This window comes from Streptomyces sp. NPDC007025, assembly GCF_042869455.1.
In the GTDB taxonomy this organism is placed as follows: domain Bacteria; phylum Actinomycetota; class Actinomycetes; order Streptomycetales; family Streptomycetaceae; genus Streptomyces.
This window is the reverse complement of record NZ_JBIAFT010000011.1, coordinates 183404-208969: the sequence shown is the minus strand read 5'-3', so window position 1 is coordinate 208969 and position 25566 is coordinate 183404. Positions and strand designations below refer to the sequence as shown.

The window sequence follows — 25566 nt, the reverse complement described above, 5'->3', positions numbered from 1 at the left end:
CCCCCAGAGCAGGCCCCTGCGGCCTGCGTTCCGCACACCGGCCGGACGACGGCCGCCGCGCATCAGTAGGCCCCCTGCCCGTGGAGCACCACGCGCAGGGTCTTCCACAAGATCACCGTGTCCAGGGCCAGCGACCAGTCCTCCACATACCGCAGGTCGAGGCGGACCGCCTCCTCCCACGGCAGATCGCTGCGCCCGCTGATCTGCCACAGGCCGGTGAGCCCGGGTTTGACCAGCAGCCGCCGCCTGATGTCCGGGTCGTAGGCGGCGGACTCCTCCGGCAGCGGAGGCCGCGGACCGACGAGCGACATGGATCCGGCCAGTACGTTGAACAGCTGCGGGAGTTCATCGATCGAGTACCGGCGCAGCACCGCTCCCAGCCGGGTGACCCGTGGATCCCGGCGGAGTTTGAACAGCAGCCCGGCGCCCTCGTTCCGGTCGGCCAGCTCGGCGCGTGCCCGGTCGGCCCCGGCGACCATGGTGCGGAACTTCAGTATGGTGAACTCCCGGCCGTCCTTGCCGACCCTGCGCTGCCGGTAGAACGCGCCGCCTCGGCTTTCCGCCAGCACCAGGAGCCCGACGAGCACCATCAGCGGCGCGAACAGCACCAGCAGCAGCGTCGCACCCATCTTGTCGACGACCTCTTTGACGGCCCGGCGGCCCCCGGTGAAGGTCGGCATGCTGACCCGTAACAGCGGTATCCCGAGCACCGCGTCGACGTGCAGCCGCGGGCCCGCTACTTCCATCAGCACGGGGGCCACGACCATCTCGGCGTCGCTGCCCTCGAGGTTCCAGGCCAGCCGCTGCAACTGCTCGGGCGACCAGTGCGGGTCCGGGGTGACCGCGACCACGCGGTAGCCGTCCCGGCGGACGTGGCCCGCGAGGTCGGCCAGCCGGCCGACGACGGGCACTCCGTCCAGGTGGTCACCGTGCAGTCCGAGTCCGTCCGGCGTGCACACCGCCTCCACCCGCCAGCCGAGGTGCGGGAACTTGCGGACCCGGGATATCAGATCGCGCACGGTGTCCGGGCTCCCGGCGGCCAGCACCGGCCGCAGGCATCTGCCCGCCATCCGCTGCCGGTGCAGCGAGAGGCGCAGCAGATACCGCGCGATCATGGTGAGCAGCGCGATCGCGGGGATGGCGACGAAGATCCAGAGTTTGATGTTGCGCGAGGTCAGGGCTATCCCGCCGAGCGCCAGCACGACGACCGCCGTGAACAGCGAGCGTCCGAGCCGGCGGAATTCCTCGGCACCCTGGCCGAGCACGGCCGGAGCCCACGCCCGGCTCACCGCGAGGGCCCCCAGCACCAGCAGTTCGGTGCCGAGCGCGAGGATGCTCCACTTCTCATGCCAGTTGGCCGCGTCCCGGGCCCCGAAGAAGATGCCGATCGCCGCCGCCACAACGGCGGTCACCACGGTGTCGCTGGTGATCACGGTACGGCGGTACCGCTGCTCCCAGTCGCTCGCGGGCCGGCTGACTGCCCCCTCCGCCGGACGCCCGAGCGCCGACGGTAACGGGTCGACCAATTCCCCCTGCCGCACAGAATCCCCCAGCTCGCCAGTGGTTCGACCTGTTCGCCCATCACTGTTCCCCGGGAGACATCCGCCCCCGCGCCGCGCTGTTCCTTTCCCCGGGAACGCTCCCGCCCGGGCGCACGCACTCCCGCCGTCGCAGGCCGTACGTGAACACCACGCCGGGCGGTGGCGTATCCCCCTTCTCCCCACCCGGCTCCCTGGTGGCACAGGACCCCGCGGAACCGCCGGATGCTCCCCGCACCCGCGGTGCCGGCTCGGGATCCCGGAGCCGAGCGCCTCTGTGTCCGGCGCAGGGATACGACCAATGGCTGCCCGAAACATCGGACCGTTAGATCACCATTTGTCGCCCCGTGTCCAAACATCTGAAGCACGGTCAATGTAGACCATCAAGCGCCACCTGAAGAGGGGGTGTGTGCAATTTGTGCGCAAGCTTTGGAGTTTGAGTACCGGACGAAGGCGGCTCGCGCGAGCTTCGACAGCGAAAGCACACCGCGCGACCTGCGAGAACGCAATATCTCCGCGGCGCAGGGTCCGCGCCCCCGAGGTGCCCGGATATGCGATACACCGCGCTCGAGGACCACCGGAGATCCGTGAACCGGTTCGCATGTGCCAGTGGTCTGGTCCGGCGGAGGGGAAACGGAAGGTCCCCTGTGAAGCAGACCGGAGATCGCGACGCACGGTAGCCGGTGACGCACGGTTCGTGCTATGGCCTACGATCCTCTCCTGGCCGCTGTAGGCCCGTGCAGGAGCTCTCCACCCGCCGGCAGGGTTGACAGTACATTTCCGGCGGATTTCGGTCCCTGTCCTCCGGTCCGGCGGCCCGTGCAACTCTTGCGCAAGGGAACAGGCACACCAAGGACGGTGACCCATGGCCGGTACAGCCATGACTGCGACGTTTCTCGCGGTGCTCGCCGGGGCGTCGCTGCTCGCGGTCACCGCGCGCCGCCTGCGTCCCAACGACCGGCTTCCGTCCCTGGAGGGCTGGGCGCTGGCCGACCGGAGCCTCGGACCTTTGTGGACCTGGGTGCTGCTCGGCGGCACGATCTTCACGGCCTACACCTTCACCGCCGTACCAGGACTGGCGTACGGCAACGGCGCGCCCGCATTCTTCGCAGTGCCCTACACGGTACTCGTCTGCCCGCTCGTCTTCGTCCTGCTCGCCCGGCTGTGGACGGTAGCCCGCCGACACGGCTACATCACCGTCGCCGACTTCGTGCGCGGACGGTACGGATCCGCACCACTGGCCCTGGTGGTCGCGCTGACCGGGATCCTCGCGACGATGCCGTATCTGGCGCTGCAGCTACTGGGCATACGCGCGGTGCTGACAGCCGGCGGCATGTACCCGGCGGGCGCGACCGGCGATCTGGTGATGGTGGCCCTGTTCGCCGGGCTCGCGGTGGCGACCTACCGGCACGGACTGCGGGCGCCCACCGTCATCTCCGCGCTGAAAGCGCTAGCCGTTTTCGTCTCACTGACCGCTGTGACCTGGTTGGTCCTGGTGCGGCTCGGCGGTCCGGGTGCGGTCTTCGAGGGCGCCGCCCAGCGGCTGGGTTCTCCCGCGCTGCTCCTCAGCCCCGCTCATCAGCCCGCCTACGCCACCCTCGCCCTGGGCTCCGCGCTCGCCCTGCTGATGTACCCACATGTGCTCACGGCGGGCTTCGCCTCCGACGGTTCGCGCACCCTGCGCAAGACCGCCGTGGCGCTGCCCGCGTGGACCGGGCTGCTCGCGCTCTTCGGGTTCCTGGGGATCGCTGCGCTCGCGGTGGGGGTGCGGGCACCGGAGGGCGCGGCCGAGGCGGCCGTGCCGATGCTGGTGGACCGGCTGATGCCGGGACCGCTGGCCGGGCTGGTGTTCGGAGCGATCACCGTGGGGGCGCTTGTCCCGGCTGCGGTGATGTCGATCGCAGCCGCGACCAGCTTTGTCCGCAATGTCTATGTCGAGTACGTCCATCCGACGGCTACGCCCAAGCGACAGGTACGCATAGCCAAGTTGGTGTCGCTCACCGCGAAGGTGGGCGCGGTGGCGTTCGTGTTCGGGCTGCGCGATCAGGACGCCGTCAACCTCCAGTTGCTCGGCGGGGTCTGGATCCTGCAGATCTTCCCGGCCGTGGCTGTGGGGCTGTACACCCGATGGCTGCACCCCCGGGCCCTCCTTGCCGGGTGGGGCGTGGGCATGGTGGCCGGGACGTTCCTCGTGGTGCGGGAAGGGTTCTCGCCCATCGTGCCACTCGGCACGGATGCCGGACCGCTGGAGATATACGTCGGACTCGTCGCGCTGCTGCTCAATCTGACTGTCGCAGTGGCCGGGAGTATCGCTCTCGAACGTCTCCGCGTCCCGCGCGGCGCCGACCTCACCGACCTGCCCCCGCGTCTGACCGTCAGGCGGCGCCCCGAGACGGGAGCGAACAACCCATGAGACACAGATCCGGCCTCCCTGTGCCCGTGCCGCAGCCCGCCGTTCCGGCCGACGCACTCGCCCCGACGATCAACGACCCCGCCGACGCGGAGAGGGAGGCCGGTGTGGCTCGGCTGTTCGAACTGCACTACACCCCGATGCTGCGACTCGCCGTGCTGCTGGGAGCTGACGATCCGGAGAACGTGGTGGCCGAGGCCTACTACCAGATCTACCGCAGATGGCGACGGCTGCGGGACACTGCGGCGGCTGAGGCCTATCTGCGCTCCACGGTCTGCAACCTGACGCGGATGCGGATACGCCATCTGCAAATGGCACGCAAGCACGCGGTGAGATCGCCCGACGAGCTGGTCGCCTCGGCCGAGAGCACCGCGCTGCTGCGCGACGATCAGCGTGTGCTGATCGACACGCTGCGGCAGCTCCCGGCCCGGCAGCGTGAGGCGCTGGTGCTGCGGCACTGGCTCGGGCTGAAGGAGAGCGAGATCGCCGCTGCGATGGGAATCTCCTCCGGATCCGTCAAGACGCATACGGCGCGCGGTATCGGAGCGCTGACCCAGGCGATGGAGGCCCGGAAATGAACGACACCAGTCCCGACCGAACGGAGAGGGAGCTGGGCAAGGCCCTGGCCGCGCTCGCGGACGAGGTGCGGGGCGCCCCCGACGCCTACAGCACTGCGCGCGGCGACTGGCTGCGCCGCGAGCGTCGGCGCAGACTCCTCCTCGCGATGCTCATCGCGGTCGTCTTCACACTGGCCACGCTGATCGGCCTGTGGGTGCTGAATCGGACGCCCTCGGACCGGGGGGTCGTGTTTTCCGGTGCGGGGCCCACCAGCGGAACCCTCGCGTCCCTCCCGCGAACCCTTCCCGACTGCCTCGTGCCCTGCGCCTCAACCGTGTGACCGCTCGGCCGGTTCCGACGGCGGGGCGACTCCCCCATGAGGACGCCGCCCACGGCGCCGACCGCGCACCGTACGGACGCGGGGAATGCCTCGTTCGCCGAAGAGGTTCGCCGGGGCGGAACCGTCACTTCGATGTCCTGCTGTATTCGCGTAGTCGGCGAAGAATGGAGCCGCCGTATGCCGGGGAGGCCTCGAACGAGACCGGCGGTGATCACGCCGGCCCGGGTGGTGATCGCCCTGTGTCTCATCGCCCCGTTCGTGGCGATGCTGTGGGTCGGCTCCTACGCCAGAACCGACCCCGCCCTGATGGGCATCCCGTTCTTCTACTGGTACCAGTTGCTGTGGGTGCCGCTTTCCGCAGTGCTGACGATGATTGCCTACCAGCTGTGGCGGCGTGACCAGCGGGCACATCGGAGCGGGGGCGCCGCGGAGTGAAACGGGGGCAGTGGCGTCCGGTGTGTGCGTCGCGCTGCTTGTGACCAGGGCCGTCGAGGAGGTTCTCCGGCCCCGGCACAACGGTCGCCGGCCGGTACAGCGGGGCGTGTCCGTGACGACAGGACCCGCCACCTGAAACTCGAGGAAATCTCCTGTCAACCGAATCGGAACCCCCGACAACTCCTGAGCAGACCGCCGGGCGGCCGGCCCGCGGCATCCACGCAGGAAGTCAGGGGGCACCATTGGCCGACAGCGGGTACGGACTCACGCCGAGCCGGGCGCTGACCGAACAGGCGTGTGTCGTGACGGGAGAGCTCCGCCACCGCCGCGGCACAGTCGCCGCCCGGGCGCAGCACGCCGTGACCGGGTACACCGCCGAGCCAGGCAAAGCGGGCGAAGGTACCCGATGCCCCGTTCCGGTCGCCGGCATCGCTCGGTCGAGGAGGGCCACGCTCCACCGTCCACGCTGTCTCCCTGCCAGGTGCACATGCCGTGCAGGGCAACGGCTCAATCTCCCAGAACCCAGAGAGCGTCTCGCATGAACGCACTTCCGCTGCTGTTGATCGGCCTTGCGATATTCGCGGGCGGATACGTCTTCTACTCGAAATTCCTGGGCAACCGGGTCTACAAACTTGACGCGTCCTTCAAGACACCCGCGCACGAGCTGCAGGACGGCGTGGACTACGTCCCGACCAACAAGTTCGTGCTGTGGGGTCACCACTTCACCTCGGTCGCGGGAGCAGCGCCGATCGTCGGCCCCGCAGTCGCCGTGATCTGGGGCTGGGTGCCCGCGTTCCTGTGGGTCACCCTCGGCACGGTCTTCTTCGCGGGCATGCACGACCTGGGTGCGCTGTGGGCCTCGGCACGCAACAAGGGCCGCTCGATGGGCACGCTCTCCGGCCGCTACATCGGCGCCCGGGGCGCGAACCTCTTCCTCGTCGTGATCTTCCTGCTGCTCCTGATGGTGATCGCGGCCTTCGCGGTGGTCATCAAGGACCTGCTGATCTCCACTCCCTCGGCGGTGATCCCCGCCTGGGGCGCGGTCGCGGTGGCGCTGCTGGTCGGCCAGGCGGTGTACCGCTACAGGATGAGCCTCGGCCTGGTCACCGTGGTGGGCGTCGCGGCGCTCTACGGCCTGATCCTCCTCGGTGACGCCGTTCCTGTGGAACTGCCCGACCCGATCCTGGGCATGTCCCCGGCGACCTTCTGGATCGTCGCCCTCTTCGTCTACGCCGGCATAGCCTCCCTGTTGCCTGTGTGGGTGCTGCTCCAGCCGCGTGACTACATCAACGGCGTCCAGCTCTTCGTCGGGCTCGGCATCCTGTTCGTCGCAGTGCTGCTGAGCGCTCCGACGGTCGTCGCCCCGGCCTTCAACGACGCCGTGCCCGCGGGCACCCCGGACCTTCTGCCGCTGCTCTTCGTGACCATCGCGTGCGGCGCGATCTCCGGCTTCCACGGCATGGTCTCCTCGGGCACCACCTCGAAGCAGTTGGACAAGGAGACCGACGCCCGCTTCGTCGGCTACTTCGGCGCGGTCGGCGAGGGCATGCTCGCGCTCGGCGCGATCATCGCCGCCATCGCGGGCTACCGCACCATGGCCGACTGGAAGGCCGTCTACACCGCCTTCGGCGAGGGCGGCGTCGGGGCGTTCGTCACGGGCGGCGGCGAGATCGTCAACAGCGGCCTGGGCCTGTCGGCTTCGCTGAGCTCGACGGTCCTGGCCACCATGGCGATCCTGTTCGCCGCCACCACCATGGACACCGGCATGCGCCTGCTGCGCTTCGTCGTCCAGGAGGCCGGCGAGGTCGCAAAGTTGAAGATCAGCAATGGCGTCGGCACCCTCATCGCGCTCGCCGCCGGTATGGGACTCACCTTCAGCCAGGGCGCCGATGGCGCCGGCGGCCTCCGGATCTGGCCGCTGTTCGGCACCAGCAACCAGTTGCTGGCCTCCCTGACCCTGTCCATCGTCGCGGTCATGCTGATCCGCAAGCGTCGCAACCCGGCTCCTGCGCTCGTGCCGCTCGCAGTCGTGTTCGTGATGGCGTTCTGGGCCGCGCTCGCCCAGCTCGGCGACCTCTACGACGCCCGGGACTGGCTGCTGCTGACCATCGACGTCGTCATCATCGTCGCCGCCGTGTGGGTCGCCTTCGAGGCGATCGTCGCGATGCGGCGGGCATCCCAGGAACCGGCGGAGGCCCCCGACGCCGATACGGCGGAGAAAACCGAGGTGACGGGGTGACGTCCCGCTGGACCTCGTTCCGGGCCGGGCTGGAGGAGTTCTACGCCGGCCCCTACCGGCGCACTTTCGCCCGCGCCCGGCGCGAGGAGGACGACCTCTTCCGGATGGTCGTCCTCGCGGAGGCGCTGGGAGTGCCCGACCCGGCGGCGTACTACACCGTCGAGCTGATGCCCGCCCTCTATGAGGACTTCCACGCCTGGCACCGCCGGATGGGCATGGACCGCTCGCCCCTGGAGCATGTCGGGTGCTGCTAGATCTCATCACCCCGCGCAGGGTCGTCTTCGTCGGCGGCAAGGGCGGGGTGGGCAAGACGTCCATCGCCGCGGCGCTCGCCCTCGGCCGTGCCAGGGCGGGCGCCCGCGTGCTGCTGGTCTCCACCGATCCCGCCCACAACCTCGGCCACCTCTGGGACCGCCTCGTGGGCGACGAGCCCACGCGCCTCGCCGGCCCCGGGGACCTCGCCCCCGGGGCCGGGACGGCGGGTTACGTCGACGGGCTGGAGATCGACCCCGAACGCACGGTCGAGCAACACCTGTCCGCGGTCGCCGGGACGATGCGGCGGCTGCTGCCCGAGCGGATGCACGCACCGGCCGCCCGGCACCTCGAGCTGGCCCGGCTGGCACCCGGCACCCACGAGTCGGCGGTGCTGGAGCGGATCGCCGAGGCGGTGGAGCTCGGGGAGGAGGCGTACGACCTGGTCGTCTTCGACACCGCCCCGTCCGGCCACACGCTGCGGCTGCTCGCGCTGCCCGAACAGCTCACCTCCTGGACCGAGACCCTGTTGGCCAACCGTGACCGGTCCGAGCGGTTCGGCGCCGCGGTGCGCGGCCTCGGCGGCGGCGAGCAGTCGGACCGCGACGCCGACCTGCGCCGGATCCTGCTGCGCCGACGCAACCGGTTCTCCCGGCTGCGCGAGGTGGTGACGGACTCGGCGCAGTCAGGGTTCGTGGTCGTGCTGACCGCCGAGTTGCTCCCGATTGCCGAGACCATGGAGGTGTACGAGAAGCTCACCGGCCTCGGCGTCGAGGTGGCCGCACTCGTCGCCAACCGCCGTTCTCCCGCGGATGCCGGTGAGGTGCTCGCCCGGCGCCGGGAGCAGGAGGACCAGCACCTCGTCCGACTGCGGCAGCAGGTTGAAGTACCGCTGCTCGACGTACCGTTGCTGCCGGGGGATCTGGTGGGCACTCAGGCGCTCGCCGCGCTGGCCGACCTGGTCGGACCCTCCTCTTCCTGAGGTTCCGGATGATTCCGGACCGCTTGCCGGTCCATGGCGCGCGACGCCGGGCTCCTCCGGGGGGCCGACAGGTGCGGCGCCGGCGGCTTGCCAGTGGCGATGACAGGTGTCTTGAGGGCGGCCATGGCCTGCTCGACGAGCGCGCGGATCTTGGCATTGGAGCGGTCGAGCGCCTGGACAAAACGGTAGGCGGGGCGACTTCCGCCCGGCGGCCCGTCGCAAGGCCGTCCCGATCCGGCCGCAGAACGGGAGGAGGGTTCTCTCAGTCCCGGACGATGGACTGTATTTCCTTGACAGTGACGGCTTGTTCGTAGACGGAGTTGCCGTCGGGCAGGGCGGGCTCAGCTACCGGCTGACCGTCCGGGTCGGCGGAGTCGGTCCAGGTGACCTCCCACACAACAGAGGCGGAGAAGGTGTAGGTGCCGCCCTTGCCGGAGGAGCGCTTGTACGTGATGTTGCAGTCCGCGTCCGTGGAGTCGACCTGGTAGCCCCCATGGGCTTTGGACAGGTTGTATGTGCACGACTTCGGTTCGGCGTGGTCCGTACCCGCTTTCACGGTGAGGGCCTTGGGAGTGGCCACCGTGGTCGCCGCAATGTCGACACCGAGGTGATCGATTCCGGCGGTCACCCACACCCGGTTCAGTGGCTTCTTGAAGACAATCCGGGTCTCCAGATTCACCACCTGGCGGCCCGGGCCGGGGCTCAGCTTCACCGGGGGCGTGGGGAGCCTGGTGTTGTCGTACGCGATTCCGGCGAGCATCTGCGGATCGATGGCTGCCGGGTCTTCCGGGGGGTTCCCCTTGGGTACCCAGATTTCGCGTTCCTTGGCCAAGCATTCTGCGTCGTCCTTGCCTGTCTCATAGTGCAAGGACCACCACAGGCCCTTCTTGCCGATGTTGTAGTTCTGCTTCTCCCGCTTCTTCTGGTACGCCTGGTATTCCTACGCGTAGTCGCCCAGCACCTGCGGGGTGGGGCTCTCCGTCCGCAGTGCCTCTTTGTACGCCTTCGGCTTCCACATCGGTTCGTACCAGCACGCCGGAGGCTTCCAGTTCGCTGCGGTGGCGGGCGCCATCGGCGTGCCGGAGGCGGGAGCGTTGCCGTGCACGGCGATGTGCATGCCCACGGTGTCACTTCCGTCGCTCTCCGGGGTGGGCCTCTCCTCCACCACCGTGCCGCCCTGCCCGTCTCCCACGCCCGCATGTGCCGGGGACGCCACGGCCAGCAGAAGGACTGTGGTTCCCGCTGTCGCCATGCACGTGCGTCCTGTACGTCTGCTCACGGTTGGCATTCCGCGGCCCCCTTGGTCGCTTGCGTCTGCGATACCCGCCACTGCTCGCCGTCGCTCTTGACCAGCCCGGCCTTCCAGGCGACGAAGTCGTCCTTGCTGGGCTCCGTCTTGAGTGTCTTCCCCGACTTCTTGTCCTTGGCGAAGGCGTTGCGCTGCGACTCGCAGTACCGCACCCATGCGCCCTTCTTCGTCAGGTCGGTGACCTCGAAGTCGTAGTAGCGGAGAGAGCCGGTGAAAGTCCTGTTGTCCTCCGCGAACCTCGTGATGTCCTTGCCCCAGTACTGAAGCGCGGGATGCTTCCAGTACCTGACCATGTTCTTCGTCGCCGGATCCGCCTTGGTGTACGCCTCGACACGTGCCTTCGCGGCATACTCCGTGGCTTGCAGGACCTCGTCTTTGCCGGGGTCCTCTGACCGCACGTCCTCGAAGTCCAACTTGAGATCGTCGGGAAAGTTGAACTTCGGCGCCTGAGCGGCCGGCGAATCCTCAGCAGGGGAAGACTCCACCCCTTTCTCTCCCCCGTCCGCGCCCGCGATCTTCTCGTCCCCGCCCTTGTGCCCTCCGTCGCCGCCGCAACCGGTCACGAAGAGCGCACACGCGAACCCCAGAGCGGCCATCGATCTCGTGGCTCGGCGCGGAAGATGGCGACGACGATGCACGATGCGCTCCCTGGGAAGGTCTGGAGACAGGTACAACCCTCGATCGTAACAGTGTTAGTCACGTGAACATGACATCCGGCTGCTCACGGTGACGGGCTGTTTCATGTCTATCGAACGCTGGTCATGTTCTGGGGTCCTCGTTCTGTACCCATCGTCACAGGGATTCGCTGACAGCCGACAGTCGGCAGAAGCACGAGACGTCGACCGGGATGTCGGCCCTGGCTTGGGCGAGGCGCAACTGCTGTTCGATGAGGGCGGCCTCTCCCGTGCGCTCCTGCCGAGCCAGACACTCGTGGTAGCCACGCAGGCTCCAGACGTTTCCCGGGTGCTGTTGGGACCGTGGGATGGTGCCGTCCAGGCCCAAGTCGGCTCGGTACACCGCCTCGGCTTCCTCGACATGGCCCTGCTCCAGCAGCAGCGCCCCGTAGGCGTGCCGGGTCGGCTGCATCCACCCCCAGGGTTCGTCGTAGGGAAGGCCGTCATCGAGTTCGATCGACCGCCGCAGCGCGGCGAAGGCCTGGTCGGTGTTCCCCTTGCGGTACTCCACCTCGCCCTCCAGCATCGCGGCCGCCACCGCGAGGATGTCCTGACAGGTGTTGTTGAAGAGCATGCGCGACTCCGGGACACGCTCCACCCCCTCCCTGAAGAGCCCCCGCTGCGTCTCGGCCATCCCCACCTGGCCGACGGCGGCGTGGGCGACTGCCTTCGCATAGAGCATCATCGCCGTGGTCACGCAGTAGAGCTCGGACTCCCTCGGCAGTTCTGCGTCGATGATTTCCTGCCACATGCCGAAGCGGATCAGCACGTGCATGCGCAGGGGAAGGAGGCCCTCGAGCCAGTCCGCCATCGGTGGCGCCTCGACACGGAGGAGCTCCTCAGGAACTGCCGCTTCCAGTTCACTGCACGTCTGCAACGCGACGGCCCGCTGCCCGAGGAACATCGAGCCGTAGACCTTGAAGTGATAGTTGTGGCAGCGGTAGAGCGTGTAGAAGTTGATCGGGCCGGAACGCGTCACGAACTTCTCGTCCGCCTCGACAGCACGCGTGTTGGAGGAGACCACGCGCGAGTAGTCACCGCAAAGGACGTCCAGATGCGTGGGCATGTGCTGCAGATGACCGGCGTCGGGGACGAGGTCGCGCAATCGATCGGCCACTGGCAGGGCCTGCTCCGGCGCGGACGACATCTCCATCAGGTGGATGAACATGTGCAGCACGCCCGGGTGATCCGGGCCGCCCGGCAGTTCCAGCGCGTGCTCGAGCACGGAACGCGCCTCCAGGGCAAATGATCCCGGGGCCGGCTGACCGGTGCGCTGGTCCCACATCTGCCACGGGGTGAGGTTCATCAGCGCGTCGGCGAACAGCGTGCTCACGTCGAGGTCGTCGGTATGTTCCCCGTACACCGTGCGCATCGCCTCGGCGTAACGGTGATTCCATACCGAGGGGTCCGACACCGGTTCCGGCTGAGGACAGCGATGCCGGAGCGCGCCGATGAGCGCTCGCTCGACAGGCGTGGCCCCACCCGCGAGACGTTCCGCCCGGGCAGTCGCCTCGAACGCCCGGGAAACGCTCGTCTCGAGATCGGCCGGGTCGAAGCGTTCCCAGGGCTTGTTGTAGTTGGGCCCCACGGCGTAGGCGATGCCCCAGGAAGCCATGGCGCACTCCGGGTCGAGCTCGCGGGCCCGCTCGAAGCAGTCGATCGCCTCCTCGTGGTTGAAGGCATAGCTCCACAACAGGCCGCGGTCGAACCAGGTCTGCGCCTCTCTCGTCCCGGTCGAGACCGGCCGGGTGTAGCGGCCCAGATCGTAGTAGTCCGTCATCGGGAGTCCCTCCTCGGAACATCGCCCGGCGTCGCGTCACGTCGGACGTCATCGACGACCTCGGGCGCTGTCTGCACGGGCGCACCGCCGGCCGCGTCGAAGAGCTCGAGTGCGGCGCCCGTTGTGCACCCGAACCCCGGTGCACCGGCCGCGGCCAGGAGCGTCGCTTCAGCGATCCCCTCCTGCCCACGCCCGTCATCTTCGCAGGACGACGTGATCCTCGATGCAGTACACACGCCGGGGGACGGCGAACGGCCGTGCTGCCACCCGGGTGCATGCACGCACAACACGCGTCCGGCCCCACCTACGGCCACCCGTTCGCGAATCCCCGTGTCCGCTCGCCTCCTGGCACCTCCATGAGGCGGCTCCCGGGCGGTGACGGCGACGGCGTGGAGCTTGTCGGGGATGGTCGGGATCCGGCCTTCCGTGTCGAAGTCGAAGGGCAGCGTGGCGATCACACGCCCGGACGTCGCAGCCGGCGGTAGCTCCAGGCGAGGAGCACGAAGAGCACGATGCCGGAAGCGATCAGGCTTCCTCCGGTGCTCCAGCCAGCGAACGGCAGTTGCGGCACCAGACCCCAGGCGACGCCCGCGCCGATCAGCCCGAGGCCGGCCAGCGTCGAGCCGACGATCCGCCAGCTGGACGACACACTCTCCTCGGCGGCCCGCATGGCGCGGACCCGCACCGGTTCCAAGTGGCGGTGCAGGGCGGGGACGGCGCGGGCGAGCAGCACCATGCCGGCGAACACCAGCAGCAGTCCGGGGCCGGGAAGGACGAGCAGGACGAGACCCACGGCGACCAGCACACCGCCGGCGATGGCGGATACGGCCCGCAGCGCGGGATGCAGATTGTTGTCCGCCACGTCGTCTCCCGTTTCTGTCGCCGTGTGGCCTCTTCGGCCCTGGTCCGCGTCCCGGCCGGGCGCGGCAGGCTCGTGGTCCCGGTGGAGCCTCCGAACGCAGCGCCACCTTCTCTTCCCGCTGCGGTCGGCCTCGCACCGCGCCGCAGCCGAGGGCTCGCGGACCAGGTTTGGCCGCGGCACGGGCCGAGTACCGGTACCACGCCAACGGGTCACCCGCATGGCGGCAGGTGAACCGCCGCAGTGCTGACAGGTGCCGGTCCGCAGTCCCGGGCTCCACGAGCCGGCTCCCTGCGAGGCTGCGAGCTCGGGGGCGTGACCGAAGCGTCAGGGCCGGTGGTGAACCGAGACCGCGTACGCCCCACCGTCATAGGGCTCGCGGGACCATGTCGCATAGCGCCTTTCGAGAGTGAGGCCCGCCGCGGCACAGTGTGCGTCGTAAGCGTCCAGTGTGTACCCCCGGTCCAGGGAGAACCCTGCCACCAGCCGGCCTCCCGGGCGGACGTGTGCAGCCACTCCGGCGACCAGGGCCGGTTCCGTTCCGGGCGGCGTGAACAGGGGGACGTTGCCCGCCATCACCACCACGTCGAAGGGCCTCCCGAGATCCAGATCGGCCAGATCGCTCAGGTGCCAGGTGATCTCGGGAGCGAGCTGCCGGGCCGTGGCCAGCATCGAGGAATCGAGGTCCGCTCCCACCACGTCGATCCCGTGCCTCGCCAGTTCGATCGCCACCCTGCCCGTGCCGCATCCCGCGTCGAGGACACTGGACGGCTCCAGAGCACGCACCAACGCGGCTTCGCCGTGCACATCCCCGCCCTCGGCCGCGATCCTGTCGAACCGGGCCTGGTACTCCTCACCATTCCACGCCATACCGGCACCTTGGCACATCAGGTCTCCCCCATGGCACTCTCCCCCGACCCGCGCGTTCGATGACCGCGGGCGGACGTCGACGTGGATCACGCACCCATGACGTCGGCGATCAGCCCCGTCATCGCCTCAGGCGCGTCACGGACTGCGAATCGCTGTGACCGTCCGCACACCGGAGCATCACCGGGACGACACTTCGGACCGCCCGGCCGCAGGCCGCATGAGGGTCGGTGTCGATGCGGCCGAACGGTGAACTTCGCGGTCTGTGGCAGTAGAACCGTGAACGGCGGCGGGGCGGTCGAGGCGCTGCGAAGGAAATGGCCTTGTGCGCGGAGAAGACCGGACGGCTCCCGGGCGGCCCAGGCTCACCCCAGGAAGCTCAAGGACACCGCTCGGCGGACCATGATCGCGCCCTCCGTGACCGACGAGGCGTGGGCCGCCGAGGTGACCTCGGGTACGGACGGGCCCTACCTGTTCCTCGCCGAGGCCGTACTTCCCCACTTCGATGGGGCTGCCGTCCACCAGGTCGTCGATCTGCTCGCCGACCGCTTCCCCGGCCCCCTGCTCGCCCTCGACACCGCGGGCCCCGGCTTCTTCGACACCCAGGGCAGCACGACGCGCTCAGCCGGGTCGAGGCCCGCATGCGTTGGTACTGCCCAGACGTAGGGGCCCAACTGGCCCACTGGCGTCCCGGCACCGAGACGGCGGCTTCCCACACGCTCACCAGCCTGCCCGCGCCTCTGCTGGCGCAGTTGCCGCTCCCCTACCAGCAGATGGTGTTGCCGAAGCCGGGCTTGGCGCCGGTCAGTTGGCAGTGGGCGGACAAGGTGCTGCTCCCTCTCGCCGGACGGCCACTTTTTGATAATGGAAACCATTCCCATATAGTACCCCTCATGGCCCGCAACGAGGTACGCCCGATCATCAAGCTCCGCTCCACGGCCGGGACCGGCCACACGTACGTCACCCGCAAGAACCGCCGCAACGACCCGGACCGCCTGATCCTGCGCAAGTACGACCCCATCGCCCGGCAGCACGTCGACTTCCGCGAGGAACGCTGAGACGCCGCCGCTCCACCACTGCGACCCCAGACCCGAGGAAGCCCCCATGAAGCCCGGAATCCACCCCTCGTACGGCCCCGTCGTCTTCCGCGACCGCACTGCGAACCACGCGTTCCTCACCCGTTCCACCATGACCAGCGACAAGACCATCGACTGGGAGGACGGCAACACCTACCCGGTCGTCGACGTCGAGATCTCGAACGTCAGCCACCCCTTCTACACGGGTACCGCCCGCGTACTGGACACTGCCGGGCGGGTCGAGCGCTTCGAGCGCCGCTTCGGACGACGCGGAGCCAAGTGATGCAGGACGAGACCCGACTGCCCGTCGTCATAGTCGGCGGGCTGCACTCGGAGGCGCGCCGACAGGTCGTGGACCACCTTCTGTGCTCCGTCCCCGGCAGCGTCGCCCTGCACCACGACCTGTCCACGGCCGCAGAGCACGGCACGGTCCTGCGGCAAGTGCGCGACGCCTCCGGCGAGGTGTCCCGCGGCGAGGCCCCGTTGGCGAACGACTGCGCGTGCTGCGCGCTGCGCGAAGACCTGGTTCCCGAACTGGAACGGCTCGCCGACGCGGGTCTGACCCGCCTGGCCGTCGTCGAGTTGTGGGACTCCGTCGAGCCCAGGGGGATGGCCGAGGTCGTCGTCCACCACGGCGGCGACGCGATCCGGCTCACCAACGTGATCACGGCGGTGGACCCGGCGCTCGTTCTCCCCTGTCTCGGCAACGGCGACGACCTGGCCGAGGTGGGGCTCGCGGCCGCGGCCGGCGACCGGCGCACCGTCGGTGACACCTGGGCCAGGCAACTGGAGTACGCCCCGGTGCTCGCCATCGCGGAGAGCCCGGAAGCCGACGACGGGGATCGCGCCCTCCTCACCCAGCTCCACCCCACCGCACACCGGGTCCATGCGGACTCCCCGGAAGTCGCGGAGCTGGCCTTCGCACGTTTCGACGCCGAGGCGGCCGCGGCAGCCCAGCACCCGGCCTGCGCCCTCCTCCCTCAGGACGCAGAGGAAGCGGGCGTCACCACCTTCGTGTGGCGGCGCCACCGGCCGTTCCACCCCGAGCGTCTCTTCCAGGCGCTGGAGGATCTCTGCTGCGCCGCCGCCCGCAGCCGCGGACGGTTCTGGCTTGCCGACCGCCCCGACACCCTGCTGGCCTGGGACGCCGCCGGCGGGGCCCTGTGTGTCGAGAGCGCCGGACCGTGGCTCGCCTCTCTACCCGACGCCGCCTGGGAGATGGAGCCGCCCGTCCGCCGGGCAGCCGCAGCTCTCGACTGGCACCCCGAGCACGGTGACCGCTGCCAGCACCTCGTCTTCACCTCACCCGGACTCGACCACGACGGACTCGAGCGCGTCCTCGAGTCCTGCCTGCTCACCGACGCCGAGTACGCAGCGGGACGTGAGGCGTGGAAGCGCCTCCCGGCAGCGTTCGACGCCCTCCTCGACCCCGTCGCATGAAGCGGCCCGTCCACCCCGCACAGAAGGAGCCCACATGCCCTCTCGCCAAGGCCCCCGCAAGCCCCTGAAGCCCCGCCCCAACCCGCTCGACGCGGCCGGGATCACCTACATCGACTACAAGGACACCGACCTGCTGCGGAAGTTCATCTCCGACCGCGGCAAGATCCGCAGCCGGCGCGTCACCCGCGTCACGGCCCAGCAGCAGCGGCAGATCGCGACGGCAATCAAGAACGCCCGGGAGATGGCGCTGCTTCCGTATTCAAGCCGGTGAGCAGGTAAGCCGGTCCAGGAGAGCGCAGAAAGCAGAAATGCACCCCCGTTTCCGAGGGTGCATTTCTGTCATCGCACGGGTTCAGGCGCGCCGAAAGATCAGTGGTCGCCCCAGTGGCCGCTGTGCGCCGCGTGTCGGTGGCCGTCGTGGACGTAGTCCACGTGGTCACCGTGCGGGACCGCCACGTGCCCGCAGCCTCGCCGTGCGTGTGATCGTGTCCGGGGTGCGGCTGGTGCTGCACTGATGTTGCCATGCCACCATCTCCACGGATCAGACCGCCGGCCATCGAGGACGGCGGTTCCGAATTTATTTCCGTTTTCCATCCCGCGGGAAAAGACTGCCACGGAAGGACACGCGACGACAAACGGCCGCCTTGATGCCGTGAATTCGATAACGATTTCCACTGCCCGGCTCGGACAGCAATTCCCTGAATTCGACGCCCACAGGCGGTGACGTTAGCGGCAGGAAAGGAAGTTCGACTGCACCGGTCCGACGGAGGACGCGGTCGCGCCACACCCGTCAGTCCGTGGTGAACCGCAGGTGCGGGGCGACGCTGCGCAGTTTCTCGCAGGTCTCCTCGGTCTCCCGGTCCGGGCTGGAGTGGGCGGTGACTCCCGCGCCCGCACGCAGCCAGGTCTCGTCGCCGTCACCGACGAGGGTGCGCAGGACGAGGGCCGCGTCCAGGGCTCCGGCGGTGCTGCCCCGGAAGACCGCGCCGCCGTACAGGCCCCTGGGTACGTCCTCGTGGCGGGCCAGGGCGTGGAGGGCGTCGCGCTTGGAGACACCGGTGGCGGTGATCGCGGGGAAGAGGGAGGCGAAGGCGTCCCACGGCCCGGCGTCCTCGCGGAGCCGGCCCGCCAACCGTGACGCCAGGTGCTGCACCGACCCACGCGGCCGGACCGTCATGAACTCCTCGGCCACGACCGAGCCGGGCCGGCACACCGCCGCCATCTCCTCCCAGGCCAGGCGTACGGACACGACGTGCTCGTGTATCTCCTTGGGGTCGCTGAGCAGTTCCGCGCGGCGACGGTCGTTCTCCGCCGGGTCGAGGCCGTGCGCGCGGGTGCCGGCGAGGGGCTGGGTGCTGACCCGGCCGTTCTCCGCGACCTCCAGGACGGTTTCCGGGCTGAACCCGGCCGCCCGGTAGCCGCCGAGGTCCAGCAGGTAGGAGCGGGCCGGGGTGTTGGACCGGCGCCCCGCGAGATAGGTCGCGGCGAAGTCGACGGCCGGCGCGGCGGGCAGGGGGACCTTCCGGGAGACCACGGCCTTCTCCAGGAGCCCGGCACGGATGTCCTCGATCGTGCGGACGACCGCGCCGCCGTAGGCGGCGGTGCCCGCGGTGATGACGCGTTCGGCTGCCTCCGCTGTCATCGCGTCCGGTGTCGGCTGTTGGGCGGCCTCTTCGGCCAGCAGGTCCGCGACCTTGCGCAGCCATGCCTCGTCCACCGCTCGCACCACGGTCTCCGCCTCGGTGAAGGTCACCTCGACGGCCGGGACGAGGGCGTGCAGCAGCGGACGGTCCCCGGCGGCTTCGGCGTCGGCGTGCAGGAGGTGGGCGAGTTCGAAGGCCGCCCAGCCGTAGAAGTGACGTCCCCCGTCCGCCGCCCCGTGTGTCGCGGACAGGGCGCTGAGCGCGGCGGCGAACGCGGTCAGCGGTCGGCCGTCGGTGCGGGAGGTCCAGGTACGCCCGGCGGCCCGCGCGGTGACGGCGTTCGCGTGTGCGGTGAGACTGACGGCGGAACCGGCCGCGTAGCGCCAGACGCCGCCTGCCGCCTCGTACACCACGTACTGGTCGGCCAGGCGTGCCTGCGCGAGACGGGTGACGGCGGCCGCGGGGTCGGGGCTGGGTTCCAGGGTGCTCGCGCGCCCGAGAGGCGTCACGGAGCGCGCCCAGGAGTCCCAGATGTTCCGGGGGCCGGTGCTCATCCTGTCGTACCCTTCCTCTGCTGCCGGGTCCGCCGGATCCGGGTGAATCGGTGCTTCCGGGTGCGGGTTCATGTCCGTGCCCCCTCCAGCCGCCAGCCGTGGGCGCGGGCCCGACGCTGCCAGAAGGAGGCGTACGTGCCGCCCGCGGTGACCAGGTCCTCGTGCCTGCCGCGCTCGGTGATCCGGCCGTCCTCCAGGACCAGGATCTGATCGGCGTGGACGACGGTGCTGAGCCGGTGTGCGATGACGAGCAGCGTCTTGCGGTCGGCGAGGGTGCGCACGGCCTCGGCGAACAGCGCCTCGTTCTCCTGGTCGAGCGCGGCGGTGGCCTCGTCGAGGACGAGGATCGGCGCGTCCTTCAGCAGTGCGCGGGCGATGGACACGCGCTGGCGCTGTCCGCCGGACAGCCTCGCGCCGCCTTCTCCCACCTTGGTGTCCCAGCCGTCGGGCAGCTCCTCGATCACCCGGTCCAGGCCGGACAGGGCGGCGGCCTCGGCCAGTTCGGCGGCGCCCGCGTCCGGGGCGGCGATCCTGACGTTCTCCTCGATCGTGCCGTCGAAGAGGTAGACGTCCTGAAAGACGAGCGAGACGTGTGCGGCCAGGTCCTCGGCGGTGATGTCGCGGACATCGACGCCGCCGATGCGGACGGTGCCCTGTGTGGTGTCCCGGAAGCGGGCGAGCAGCGAGGCGACCGTGGTCTTGCCGGCGCCGGAGGGTCCCACCAGCGCCGTCATGCTGTGCTCGGGCAGGCGGAAGGTCACGTCGTCCAGGACGGCACGCCCGCCGGCCTCACCCCCGTCGTAGTGGAAGGTCACGCCGGTGAACTCCACGCTCGCGTCACGGGGCGTCCGCGGCTCGGCGGGCTGGGGGAAGGGCGGTTCGTCGAGGACCGCGCCCAGTCGTTCCAGGGTGTTGCGGGCGATGCGCATGCCGGCGCCGGCCTCGGCGGCGGACGACACGCTGTCGATCAGGCGGACCAGCAGCACCAGGAGAGCCAGCAGTGTGGGCACGGTGAGCGACCCGTCGAGCTGCCAGGACACGCCGAGGGCCAGCAGCAGGGCGAAGACGAGCCGGGTGGCGAAGGTGAAGGAGACCAGGCCGGGGAGGCCGCGCGCGATGAGCCGACGGTCGGCCCGTGCCTCGGCCACCAGGGCGTCGTCCAGCGCGCCGTAGCCCTCCGCGGTGCGTCCGAACGCCCGCAGGACCGGCTGGTTGCGGGTGTACTCCAGCACCCGGTCGGCGGACTCTCCGATCGCGGCGTCACGACCGAGGTCGAGGCGGCGCATCAGCGACGTGCTCCCCTGCTGGACGGCGTACAGCACGGGTGCGCAGACGAGGAGCACCAGGGCGGTGCGGACGTCGAAGAAGAAGGTGGCCACGATCAGGGTGACCGGGGTGAGCAAGGAGCTGATGAACGGTCGCAGCAGGTGGGCCGGCGTGCTCATCACCTGGATGACGTTCTGCCCGGCGAGTCGGCTGAACTCGGCGGTGCGGTCGGCGGTGAACCAGCCGAGCGGCAGGCGCAGCGCCTGGTCGGCCAGCCGCCGGTGCAGCACCCGGGAGAGCTGGGAGCCGACCGTGAACCCGCCGCTGAGAGCGGCGCCCTGGAGTACGGCGTACGCGACCACGCAGCCGGCGAACGCCGCCAGCCACGGCCAGACGTCGGCAGGATGGGACCCGAGCAGTGCCTTGAGGGCGGGCACCAGGAGCGCGAAGGCGACGCCCTGGAGTACGGCCGCCCCGGATTGGAGGAGCAGCAGCCGGTTCAGCGGCCGGGAGCCTTCCGGGCCCAGTACGCGGTGGAGCTGACGGATCATCGTGCGCTTCCCTCTCGGATGTCGGCCCTCGCGCGGACGGGCCGCTGGTCTGGTACGCCGTCGATGTCGTCCGGGCCCGTGCCGCTCTGGGCGTCCCACAGCGCGGCGTAGCGGCCACCGGCGGCCAGCAGGTCGTCGTGGCGGCCCTGTTCGGTGACGCGTCCGTCCTCCAGCACCACGATCCGGTCGGCGGAGCGGATGGTCGCCAGCCGGTGGGCGATGACGAGCAGGGTGCGGCCGGCCGCGAGCGCGGACAGGCCGTCCTGGATCAGGGCCTCGGAGTGCGGGTCGGCATAGGCGGTCGCCTCGTCGAGGACGAGGACGGGCGCGTCGGCGAGCAGGGCCCGTGCGATGGAGAGTCGTTGGGCCTCGCCGCCGGAGAAGGTGACGGCCGTGCCGAGTTCGGTCCCGTAGCGGTCGGGCAGCTCCGTGATCCGATCGTGGATGCGGGCGGCGCGGGCGCACCGTTCGACTTCCTCGTCAGTGGCTTCGGGGCGGCCCAGGCGGATGTTGTCGGCGACGCTCGCGCGCAGCAGCCGTACGTCCTGGAGGACGAAGCCCACCCGTCGGTACAGCTCGGTGGCGGGGATGTCCCGCAGGTCGGCGCCGCCGAGGGTCACGGTGCCGGCCGTGACGTCGTGGAAGCGGGGCAGCAGCGATGCCAAGGTGGACTTGCCCGATCCGGAGGGGCCGACGAGTGCGGTGACGGTGCCGGGGGCGAGGTCGAGGTCGACGCCGCTGAGGACGCTGGTGGTCCCGTCGTAGGAGAAGGACACCCCGCGCAGACGGACGTGGTGGCCGTCGGGGAGGGCGGGGGCCGTGGGCTCGGGGAGGGCGGGGGCGTCCAGGAGTTCGGTGACGCGTACGGCGGCGGCCTGGCCGGCCCGGATCTGCTGGATGCGGGGGCCGACGACGCCCATGGGGGCGGCGACCGCGGGGCCGAGCAGCAGGAAGGGTACGAGTTCGGCGCCGGTCATCCAGCCCTGGGTGACGAACACCGCGCCGGGTGCGGCCAGGAGCAGCAGGGCCACGGCCGGAGTGACCACCAGGATCGCGGCGGTGGAGGTGGCGAGGGTGGAGCGGACCCAGCCGGAGAAGAAGTCGGCGAAGCCCTCGGTGGCGCGGACGAAGCGCTCGTGGGCCTTGCTGCCGCGCCCGAAGCTCTTGAACACGGCGATGCCGGAGGCGAACTCCACGGCGGCGGCGGAGATCCGGCCCACCGCGGCGCCGAACTCGGCCATCTGCGCCGCCGCGCCCGCCATGGCCCGGCTGAACAGGAAGACACCGAGCAGCAGGGGGACCACGCTGATCAGGGCGAGGCGCCAGTCGACGGTGAAGAGGTAGGCGAGGGTGAGCAGCGGGGCGGTGAGGACGGAGACGACGTCGAGGAGGGTGTGGGCGAACAGGGTGTGCAGCGCGCTCACGTCGTCCTGCACGGCCTGCTTGACCTCGCCGGTGCCCCGGTCGGTGAGCCGGCCGAGGGGCAGCCGTCCGATGTGCCGGGCGAGCCGGCGGCGGAGGGTGAGCTGGAGGTCGTTGTCGGCGAGGTGGGCGAGGGCGCCTGCCGCGGTGCCGCACACCAGAGCGACAAAGCCGGCCGAGCAGGCCAGGGCCACCAGCGGCCAGAGGGTGTCGCCGTCGGCCGGAGTCCCCGCGGTGAGGTGCTCGGCGATGCGGGAGACGGCGATGAACGGGACCACTCCGGCGAGGGCGGCGACGGCCTGGAGGCTGACGGCGAGGGTCAGTCGGCCGCGGAGGGGCTCGGCGAGCCTGCGCAGCGGGGACGGAGTGGCGGCGGAGGTGCCCGCCCCGGCGGTGGCGTCCTCGGCTGCCGGGGCCGGGTCGGGCTCGGGCGGTTGTGACTTCACTTGACGAGTACTCCGATTTCGGGGATGGGCCTGCCGCCCGCCTCGGTGATGCGGCGGCTGGTCATGCCGGCCTCGCGGGCCAGCCGGGCGACGTCGAAGGTGTGCCATTCGTAGCTGTCGGCGACCTCGCGGACGATGCGGCCGTCGCGCAGGACCTTCCAGGTGGTGGTGAACCGCATGCCGTCGCCCTCGGTGGGTTCGCCGCCGATCCACCACTCGTAGGTCTGGCGGCCGATGGTCTCCCTCAGGGACATCACCGGGGGGATGACGCGGGGTGAGGAGACTCCCATCAGTTCGACGACGAGGGGCGCCCCGTCGGGCAGGCGGTCCGCGAGCCGCTTCCACAGCGTCACCCGTTCGGGGACGGTGAGGTGGCCGATGACGCCGAAGATGACGACCGCTGAGAGGCGTTCGGGCAGGACGAGGTCCTGGGCCGATCCGTCGACGACGGTCACACGCCGGCGCAGGTCCGGGTCGCGGGCGACCCGGGAGGTGAGCATGGCGCGCATGGTGGCCGACGGTTCGGCCGCCAGGATCTCGGCGTCCGGCAGGGCGGCGGCGATGACCTCGGTGACGCGGCCGGTACCGGCTCCGATTTCCAGGACGGGTCCGTGGGACACGTCCAGGCCGGTCAGGACTCCGGTGAGCGGAGGGCCACTGCTGGCGGTGTGCCGGGTGGCGACCAGTTCGTAGAACTCGGCCGAGGTCGAGTAGTAGTCGATCACGTTGGTCTCCGGGCGTGGGTGGCCGGGTGGGCGTGAGTGGCCTGGCGTGCCGGCGCGGCGGGTCCGCGGCTCACGGGGTGCTCGGCCAGGTGTGCGCGCCACCAGTGGTCAGCGAGGGGTCCAGCCTGCGCAGGACCGTGGCGACGACCTCGCGGCGGCGCGGGGTGAGGTAGAAGTGGTCGCCGGGGAAGACGCGTACCTCGGTGCGGGCGGTGGTGAGGTCCGCCCAGCCGCCCGCCCGTTCACGGGTGCGTTCCGCGCCGAGTTCCGGGTCCGCGCTCCCGGTCAGGACGTGCAGAGGGCAGGACAGCGGTGGCCGCTGCGGCGGCCGGTACGTCTCGATGATCCGGTAGTCGTGGCGCACGGCCGTCAGGACCAGGGAACGCAGTCCGGGATCGTCGAGGACCTCCCGGCTGGTGCCGCCCAGTCGGGCCAGCTCGGCGCCCAGGGTGTCGTCGTCCTGGCGGTGCAGCTGCCCGGTGACCGCGGTGCCGGGGGCGGCCCGGCCGGACGCGAACAGGCGGCGTGAGCCCGGGATGCGGCGCCTTTCCAGCTCGTGGGCGAGTTCCCAGGCCACGGCGGAGCCCATGCTGTGCCCGAAGAGGGCGTATGGCCGGTCGAGCAGCGGCGCGACGGCGTCGGCCACCGCACCCACCAGGTCGGCCATGTCGGCGGCCTCCGGGTCCTCGAATCGGTCCTCCCGGCCGGGGTACTGGATGGCGAGAAGTTCGACCTCGGGGGGTGTGAGCGCCGCCCAGGGCCGGTAGAAGCCCGCGCTGCCACCTGCGTGCGGCAGGCAGATCAGGGTGTACCGGGGTGCGGGCGCGCCGCTCCACCGCCGGATCCACGGGCTGTCGGCACGCGCGGCGCGCGCGGAGGGCTGTACGGGAGGCCGCGCCGAGTGCTGGAAGGACGCGTTGGGTGCGGAGGACGCGGTCACCAGATGACCCTCAGTTCTTCGAGGCCGAAGGTGGCCGAGTCGTGCTTGACGACGACGTCGTCCCGGTCCCCCGCGAGGCGGAGGGTGGGCACACGGCGTATCAGGGTCTCCAGGGCGACCTCCAGTTCCAGCCGGGCGAGGTGCTGTCCGATGCACTGGTGGACGCCGTAGCCGAAGGCGACGTGGTGGTTGTCGGTGCGGTGGAAGTCGACCCGCTCCGGGTCGTCGAACTGCTCGGGGTCGTGGTTGGCGCCGGCCAGGAGGGCGATGACGCCGTCGTCGGCGGGGATCGTCCGGCCGCCGGACAGGTCGATGTCCTCGGCGGCCACGCGCAGGGGGATGGAGTCGGCGACGGAGAGGACGCGCAGGAGTTCCTCGACGGCGGCGGGCATCAGGGAGGGGTCGCGGCGAAGTTCCTCCATCAGCTCCGGTCGGTCCAGGAGGAGCAGTGTGCTCAGGGCGATCATGCTGGTGGTGGTCTCACGGCCGGCGTTGATGGTGATGCCGAGCGTGGACAGGAGCTGGTCCATGGTCACGTGGCCGGGGACGAGGTGCTCGGTGACGAGCTTGGAGATCAGGTCGTCGCGGGCTTCCTCACGCCGCTTGCCGACCAGTTCGGCGAGCAGGCCGAAGAGGCCGCCGAGGGCTTCGGAAACCTGTTCGGCGGTGCTGCTGCGGGAGCCGGAGACGCGGGTGACGTCCCGGAAGAACTCCAGGTTCTCGCGGGGGATGCCGAGCAGTTCGCAGATCACCGACGTGGAGACCGCGTTGGCGTACACGGAGACGAAGTCCACGGGGCCGCCGCCGGCGAGCATGCCGTCCAGGATCTCGTCGACGCGGGCCTGCACGGCGGGCCGCATCGCCCGCACCCGGCGGACGGTGAACACCGGCAGGAGCATCCGCCGGTACTTGGTGTGCTCGGGAGCGTCGGTGCGGATGAAGGGACGGAACCTCGCCCCGGCCTCCTGTTCGCCCTCGCCGAGGGCGGGGAAGTCGGGGCGGCGGATGTCGGCGCTGACCCGGGAGTCGGAGAGCAGCTCGCGTACGTCGTCGTAGCGGGTGACCACCCATGCTTCCTTCTTCGTCGGCAGGGTGACGCGGGCGACCGGGTCGTGGGTGCGCAGTGCGTCGTACTCCGCGGGCGCGGTGAAAGGGCAGCCGCGCTGGACTGGGAAGTCCCGGGGCTGGGCCTCGGGGTTCGGTCCGGCGTCCGTGCGGAGCCGGTCGGGGGTGGAGGTCTCGGGGGTTCTCATGGTGGTC

The 25566-nt window shown here is 70.4% G+C and carries 25 protein-coding genes; 12 read left to right on the top strand and 13 right to left on the bottom strand.

Annotated elements, in window-relative coordinates; genetic code table 11:
- Window positions 1-62: 62 nt before the first annotated feature.
- On the bottom strand, window positions 63-1541 hold the full coding sequence (locus ACFYMO_RS22440) for a sugar transferase (RefSeq protein WP_366771550.1): 1479 nt from the start codon (window positions 1539-1541) through the stop codon (window positions 63-65).
- An 862-nt stretch (window positions 1542-2403) separates the two neighbouring features.
- Between ACFYMO_RS22440 and ACFYMO_RS22435 the strand changes: the two genes are divergently transcribed.
- The 7 genes from ACFYMO_RS22435 to ACFYMO_RS22405 all read left to right on the top strand — a co-directional run bounded on the left by ACFYMO_RS22435 (window position 2404) and on the right by ACFYMO_RS22405 (window position 8754).
- Window positions 2404-3951, top strand: a complete 1548-nt coding sequence (locus tag ACFYMO_RS22435) for a sodium:solute symporter (protein WP_366771549.1) — start codon at window positions 2404-2406, stop codon at window positions 3949-3951.
- The gene (locus ACFYMO_RS22430; protein WP_366771548.1) at window positions 3948-4526 is read left to right on the top strand and encodes a sigma-70 family RNA polymerase sigma factor; all 579 of its coding nucleotides are present in this window, start codon (window positions 3948-3950) and stop codon (window positions 4524-4526) included. The genes ACFYMO_RS22435 and ACFYMO_RS22430 overlap by 4 nt, the downstream gene beginning before the upstream one ends.
- Window positions 4523-4846 (top strand): hypothetical protein, encoded by a 324-nt coding sequence (locus tag ACFYMO_RS22425; RefSeq protein ID WP_366771547.1) that lies wholly within the window; start codon window positions 4523-4525, stop codon window positions 4844-4846. Before ACFYMO_RS22430 ends, ACFYMO_RS22425 begins: the two co-directional genes overlap by 4 nt.
- 177 nt (window positions 4847-5023) lie before the next feature.
- A complete protein-coding gene (locus tag ACFYMO_RS22420) occupies window positions 5024-5281 on the top strand; it encodes a DUF3311 domain-containing protein (RefSeq protein WP_366771546.1) in 258 nt (85 codons plus the stop codon).
- Window positions 5282-5819: 538 nt separating this feature from the next.
- A complete protein-coding gene (locus tag ACFYMO_RS22415; protein WP_366771545.1) occupies window positions 5820-7520 on the top strand; it encodes a carbon starvation protein A in 1701 nt (566 codons plus the stop codon).
- Window positions 7517-7774: a cory-CC-star protein gene (locus ACFYMO_RS22410; protein ID WP_366771544.1), complete on the top strand. Its 258-nt coding sequence runs from the start codon at window positions 7517-7519 to the stop codon at window positions 7772-7774. Before ACFYMO_RS22415 ends, ACFYMO_RS22410 begins: the two co-directional genes overlap by 4 nt.
- Window positions 7765-8754: a TRC40/GET3/ArsA family transport-energizing ATPase gene (locus ACFYMO_RS22405; RefSeq protein ID WP_366771543.1), complete on the top strand. Its 990-nt coding sequence runs from the start codon at window positions 7765-7767 to the stop codon at window positions 8752-8754. Before ACFYMO_RS22410 ends, ACFYMO_RS22405 begins: the two co-directional genes overlap by 10 nt.
- Window positions 8755-9016: 262 nt before the next feature.
- Here ACFYMO_RS22405 and ACFYMO_RS22400 read toward each other — a convergent pair whose 3' ends face one another.
- The 6 genes from ACFYMO_RS22400 to ACFYMO_RS22375 all read right to left on the bottom strand — a co-directional run bounded on the left by ACFYMO_RS22400 (window position 9017) and on the right by ACFYMO_RS22375 (window position 14246).
- Entirely contained in the window at window positions 9017-9586 is a 570-nt protein-coding gene (locus ACFYMO_RS22400; RefSeq protein WP_366771542.1) for a hypothetical protein, read from the bottom strand.
- Window positions 9587-9694: 108 nt separating this feature from the next.
- Window positions 9695-10006: a hypothetical protein gene (locus ACFYMO_RS22395; protein ID WP_366771541.1), complete on the bottom strand. Its 312-nt coding sequence runs from the start codon at window positions 10004-10006 to the stop codon at window positions 9695-9697.
- A 23-nt stretch (window positions 10007-10029) separates the two neighbouring features.
- Window positions 10030-10476 carry a hypothetical protein gene (locus ACFYMO_RS22390; RefSeq protein ID WP_366771540.1) on the bottom strand — a complete coding sequence of 149 codons (447 nt, stop codon included), beginning with the start codon at window positions 10474-10476 and terminating at the stop codon, window positions 10030-10032.
- Window positions 10477-10855: 379 nt separating this feature from the next.
- Window positions 10856-12517 carry a tetratricopeptide repeat protein gene (locus tag ACFYMO_RS22385; protein WP_388548400.1) on the bottom strand — a complete coding sequence of 554 codons (1662 nt, stop codon included), beginning with the start codon at window positions 12515-12517 and terminating at the stop codon, window positions 10856-10858.
- A 454-nt stretch (window positions 12518-12971) separates the two neighbouring features.
- Window positions 12972-13364 carry a PGPGW domain-containing protein gene (locus tag ACFYMO_RS22380; protein ID WP_388548523.1) on the bottom strand — a complete coding sequence of 131 codons (393 nt, stop codon included), beginning with the start codon at window positions 13362-13364 and terminating at the stop codon, window positions 12972-12974.
- A gap of 339 nt (window positions 13365-13703) precedes the next feature.
- Window positions 13704-14246 carry a class I SAM-dependent methyltransferase gene (locus ACFYMO_RS22375; protein ID WP_366771537.1) on the bottom strand — a complete coding sequence of 181 codons (543 nt, stop codon included), beginning with the start codon at window positions 14244-14246 and terminating at the stop codon, window positions 13704-13706.
- A 399-nt stretch (window positions 14247-14645) separates the two neighbouring features.
- Between ACFYMO_RS22375 and ACFYMO_RS22370 the strand changes: the two genes are divergently transcribed.
- The 5 genes from ACFYMO_RS22370 to rpsR all read left to right on the top strand — a co-directional run bounded on the left by ACFYMO_RS22370 (window position 14646) and on the right by rpsR (window position 17030).
- The gene (locus ACFYMO_RS22370; RefSeq protein ID WP_388548397.1) at window positions 14646-14909 is read left to right on the top strand and encodes a hypothetical protein; all 264 of its coding nucleotides are present in this window, start codon (window positions 14646-14648) and stop codon (window positions 14907-14909) included.
- 227 nt (window positions 14910-15136) lie between these two features.
- A complete protein-coding gene (gene rpmG, locus ACFYMO_RS22365; protein WP_366771535.1) occupies window positions 15137-15301 on the top strand; it encodes a 50S ribosomal protein L33 in 165 nt (54 codons plus the stop codon).
- A gap of 46 nt (window positions 15302-15347) precedes the next feature.
- On the top strand, window positions 15348-15602 hold the full coding sequence (locus tag ACFYMO_RS22360; protein WP_366771534.1) for a type B 50S ribosomal protein L31: 255 nt from the start codon (window positions 15348-15350) through the stop codon (window positions 15600-15602).
- The gene (locus ACFYMO_RS22355) at window positions 15602-16759 is read left to right on the top strand and encodes a GTP-binding protein (RefSeq protein WP_366771532.1); all 1158 of its coding nucleotides are present in this window, start codon (window positions 15602-15604) and stop codon (window positions 16757-16759) included. The genes ACFYMO_RS22360 and ACFYMO_RS22355 overlap by 1 nt, the downstream gene beginning before the upstream one ends.
- A gap of 34 nt (window positions 16760-16793) precedes the next feature.
- Entirely contained in the window at window positions 16794-17030 is a 237-nt protein-coding gene (gene rpsR, locus ACFYMO_RS22350; RefSeq protein ID WP_366771531.1) for a 30S ribosomal protein S18, read from the top strand.
- A gap of 519 nt (window positions 17031-17549) precedes the next feature.
- Here the strand turns inward: rpsR and ACFYMO_RS22345 are convergent.
- From ACFYMO_RS22345 to ACFYMO_RS22320, 6 genes are all read right to left on the bottom strand, one after another.
- Complete coding sequence (locus ACFYMO_RS22345; protein ID WP_388548391.1) at window positions 17550-18956, bottom strand: salicylate synthase; 1407 nt, start codon at window positions 18954-18956, stop codon at window positions 17550-17552.
- A 68-nt stretch (window positions 18957-19024) separates the two neighbouring features.
- Window positions 19025-20773 (bottom strand): ABC transporter ATP-binding protein, encoded by a 1749-nt coding sequence (locus ACFYMO_RS22340; RefSeq protein ID WP_388548388.1) that lies wholly within the window; start codon window positions 20771-20773, stop codon window positions 19025-19027.
- Window positions 20770-22641 (bottom strand): ABC transporter ATP-binding protein, encoded by a 1872-nt coding sequence (locus ACFYMO_RS22335; protein WP_366771528.1) that lies wholly within the window; start codon window positions 22639-22641, stop codon window positions 20770-20772. The genes ACFYMO_RS22340 and ACFYMO_RS22335 overlap by 4 nt, the downstream gene beginning before the upstream one ends.
- Entirely contained in the window at window positions 22638-23366 is a 729-nt protein-coding gene (locus tag ACFYMO_RS22330; protein WP_366771527.1) for a class I SAM-dependent methyltransferase, read from the bottom strand. The genes ACFYMO_RS22335 and ACFYMO_RS22330 overlap by 4 nt, the downstream gene beginning before the upstream one ends.
- 70 nt (window positions 23367-23436) lie before the next feature.
- A complete protein-coding gene (locus ACFYMO_RS22325) occupies window positions 23437-24306 on the bottom strand; it encodes an alpha/beta fold hydrolase (RefSeq protein ID WP_366771526.1) in 870 nt (289 codons plus the stop codon).
- On the bottom strand, window positions 24303-25559 hold the full coding sequence (locus ACFYMO_RS22320) for a cytochrome P450 (RefSeq protein WP_388548383.1): 1257 nt from the start codon (window positions 25557-25559) through the stop codon (window positions 24303-24305). The genes ACFYMO_RS22325 and ACFYMO_RS22320 overlap by 4 nt, the downstream gene beginning before the upstream one ends.
- Window positions 25560-25566: the final 7 nt, after the last annotated feature.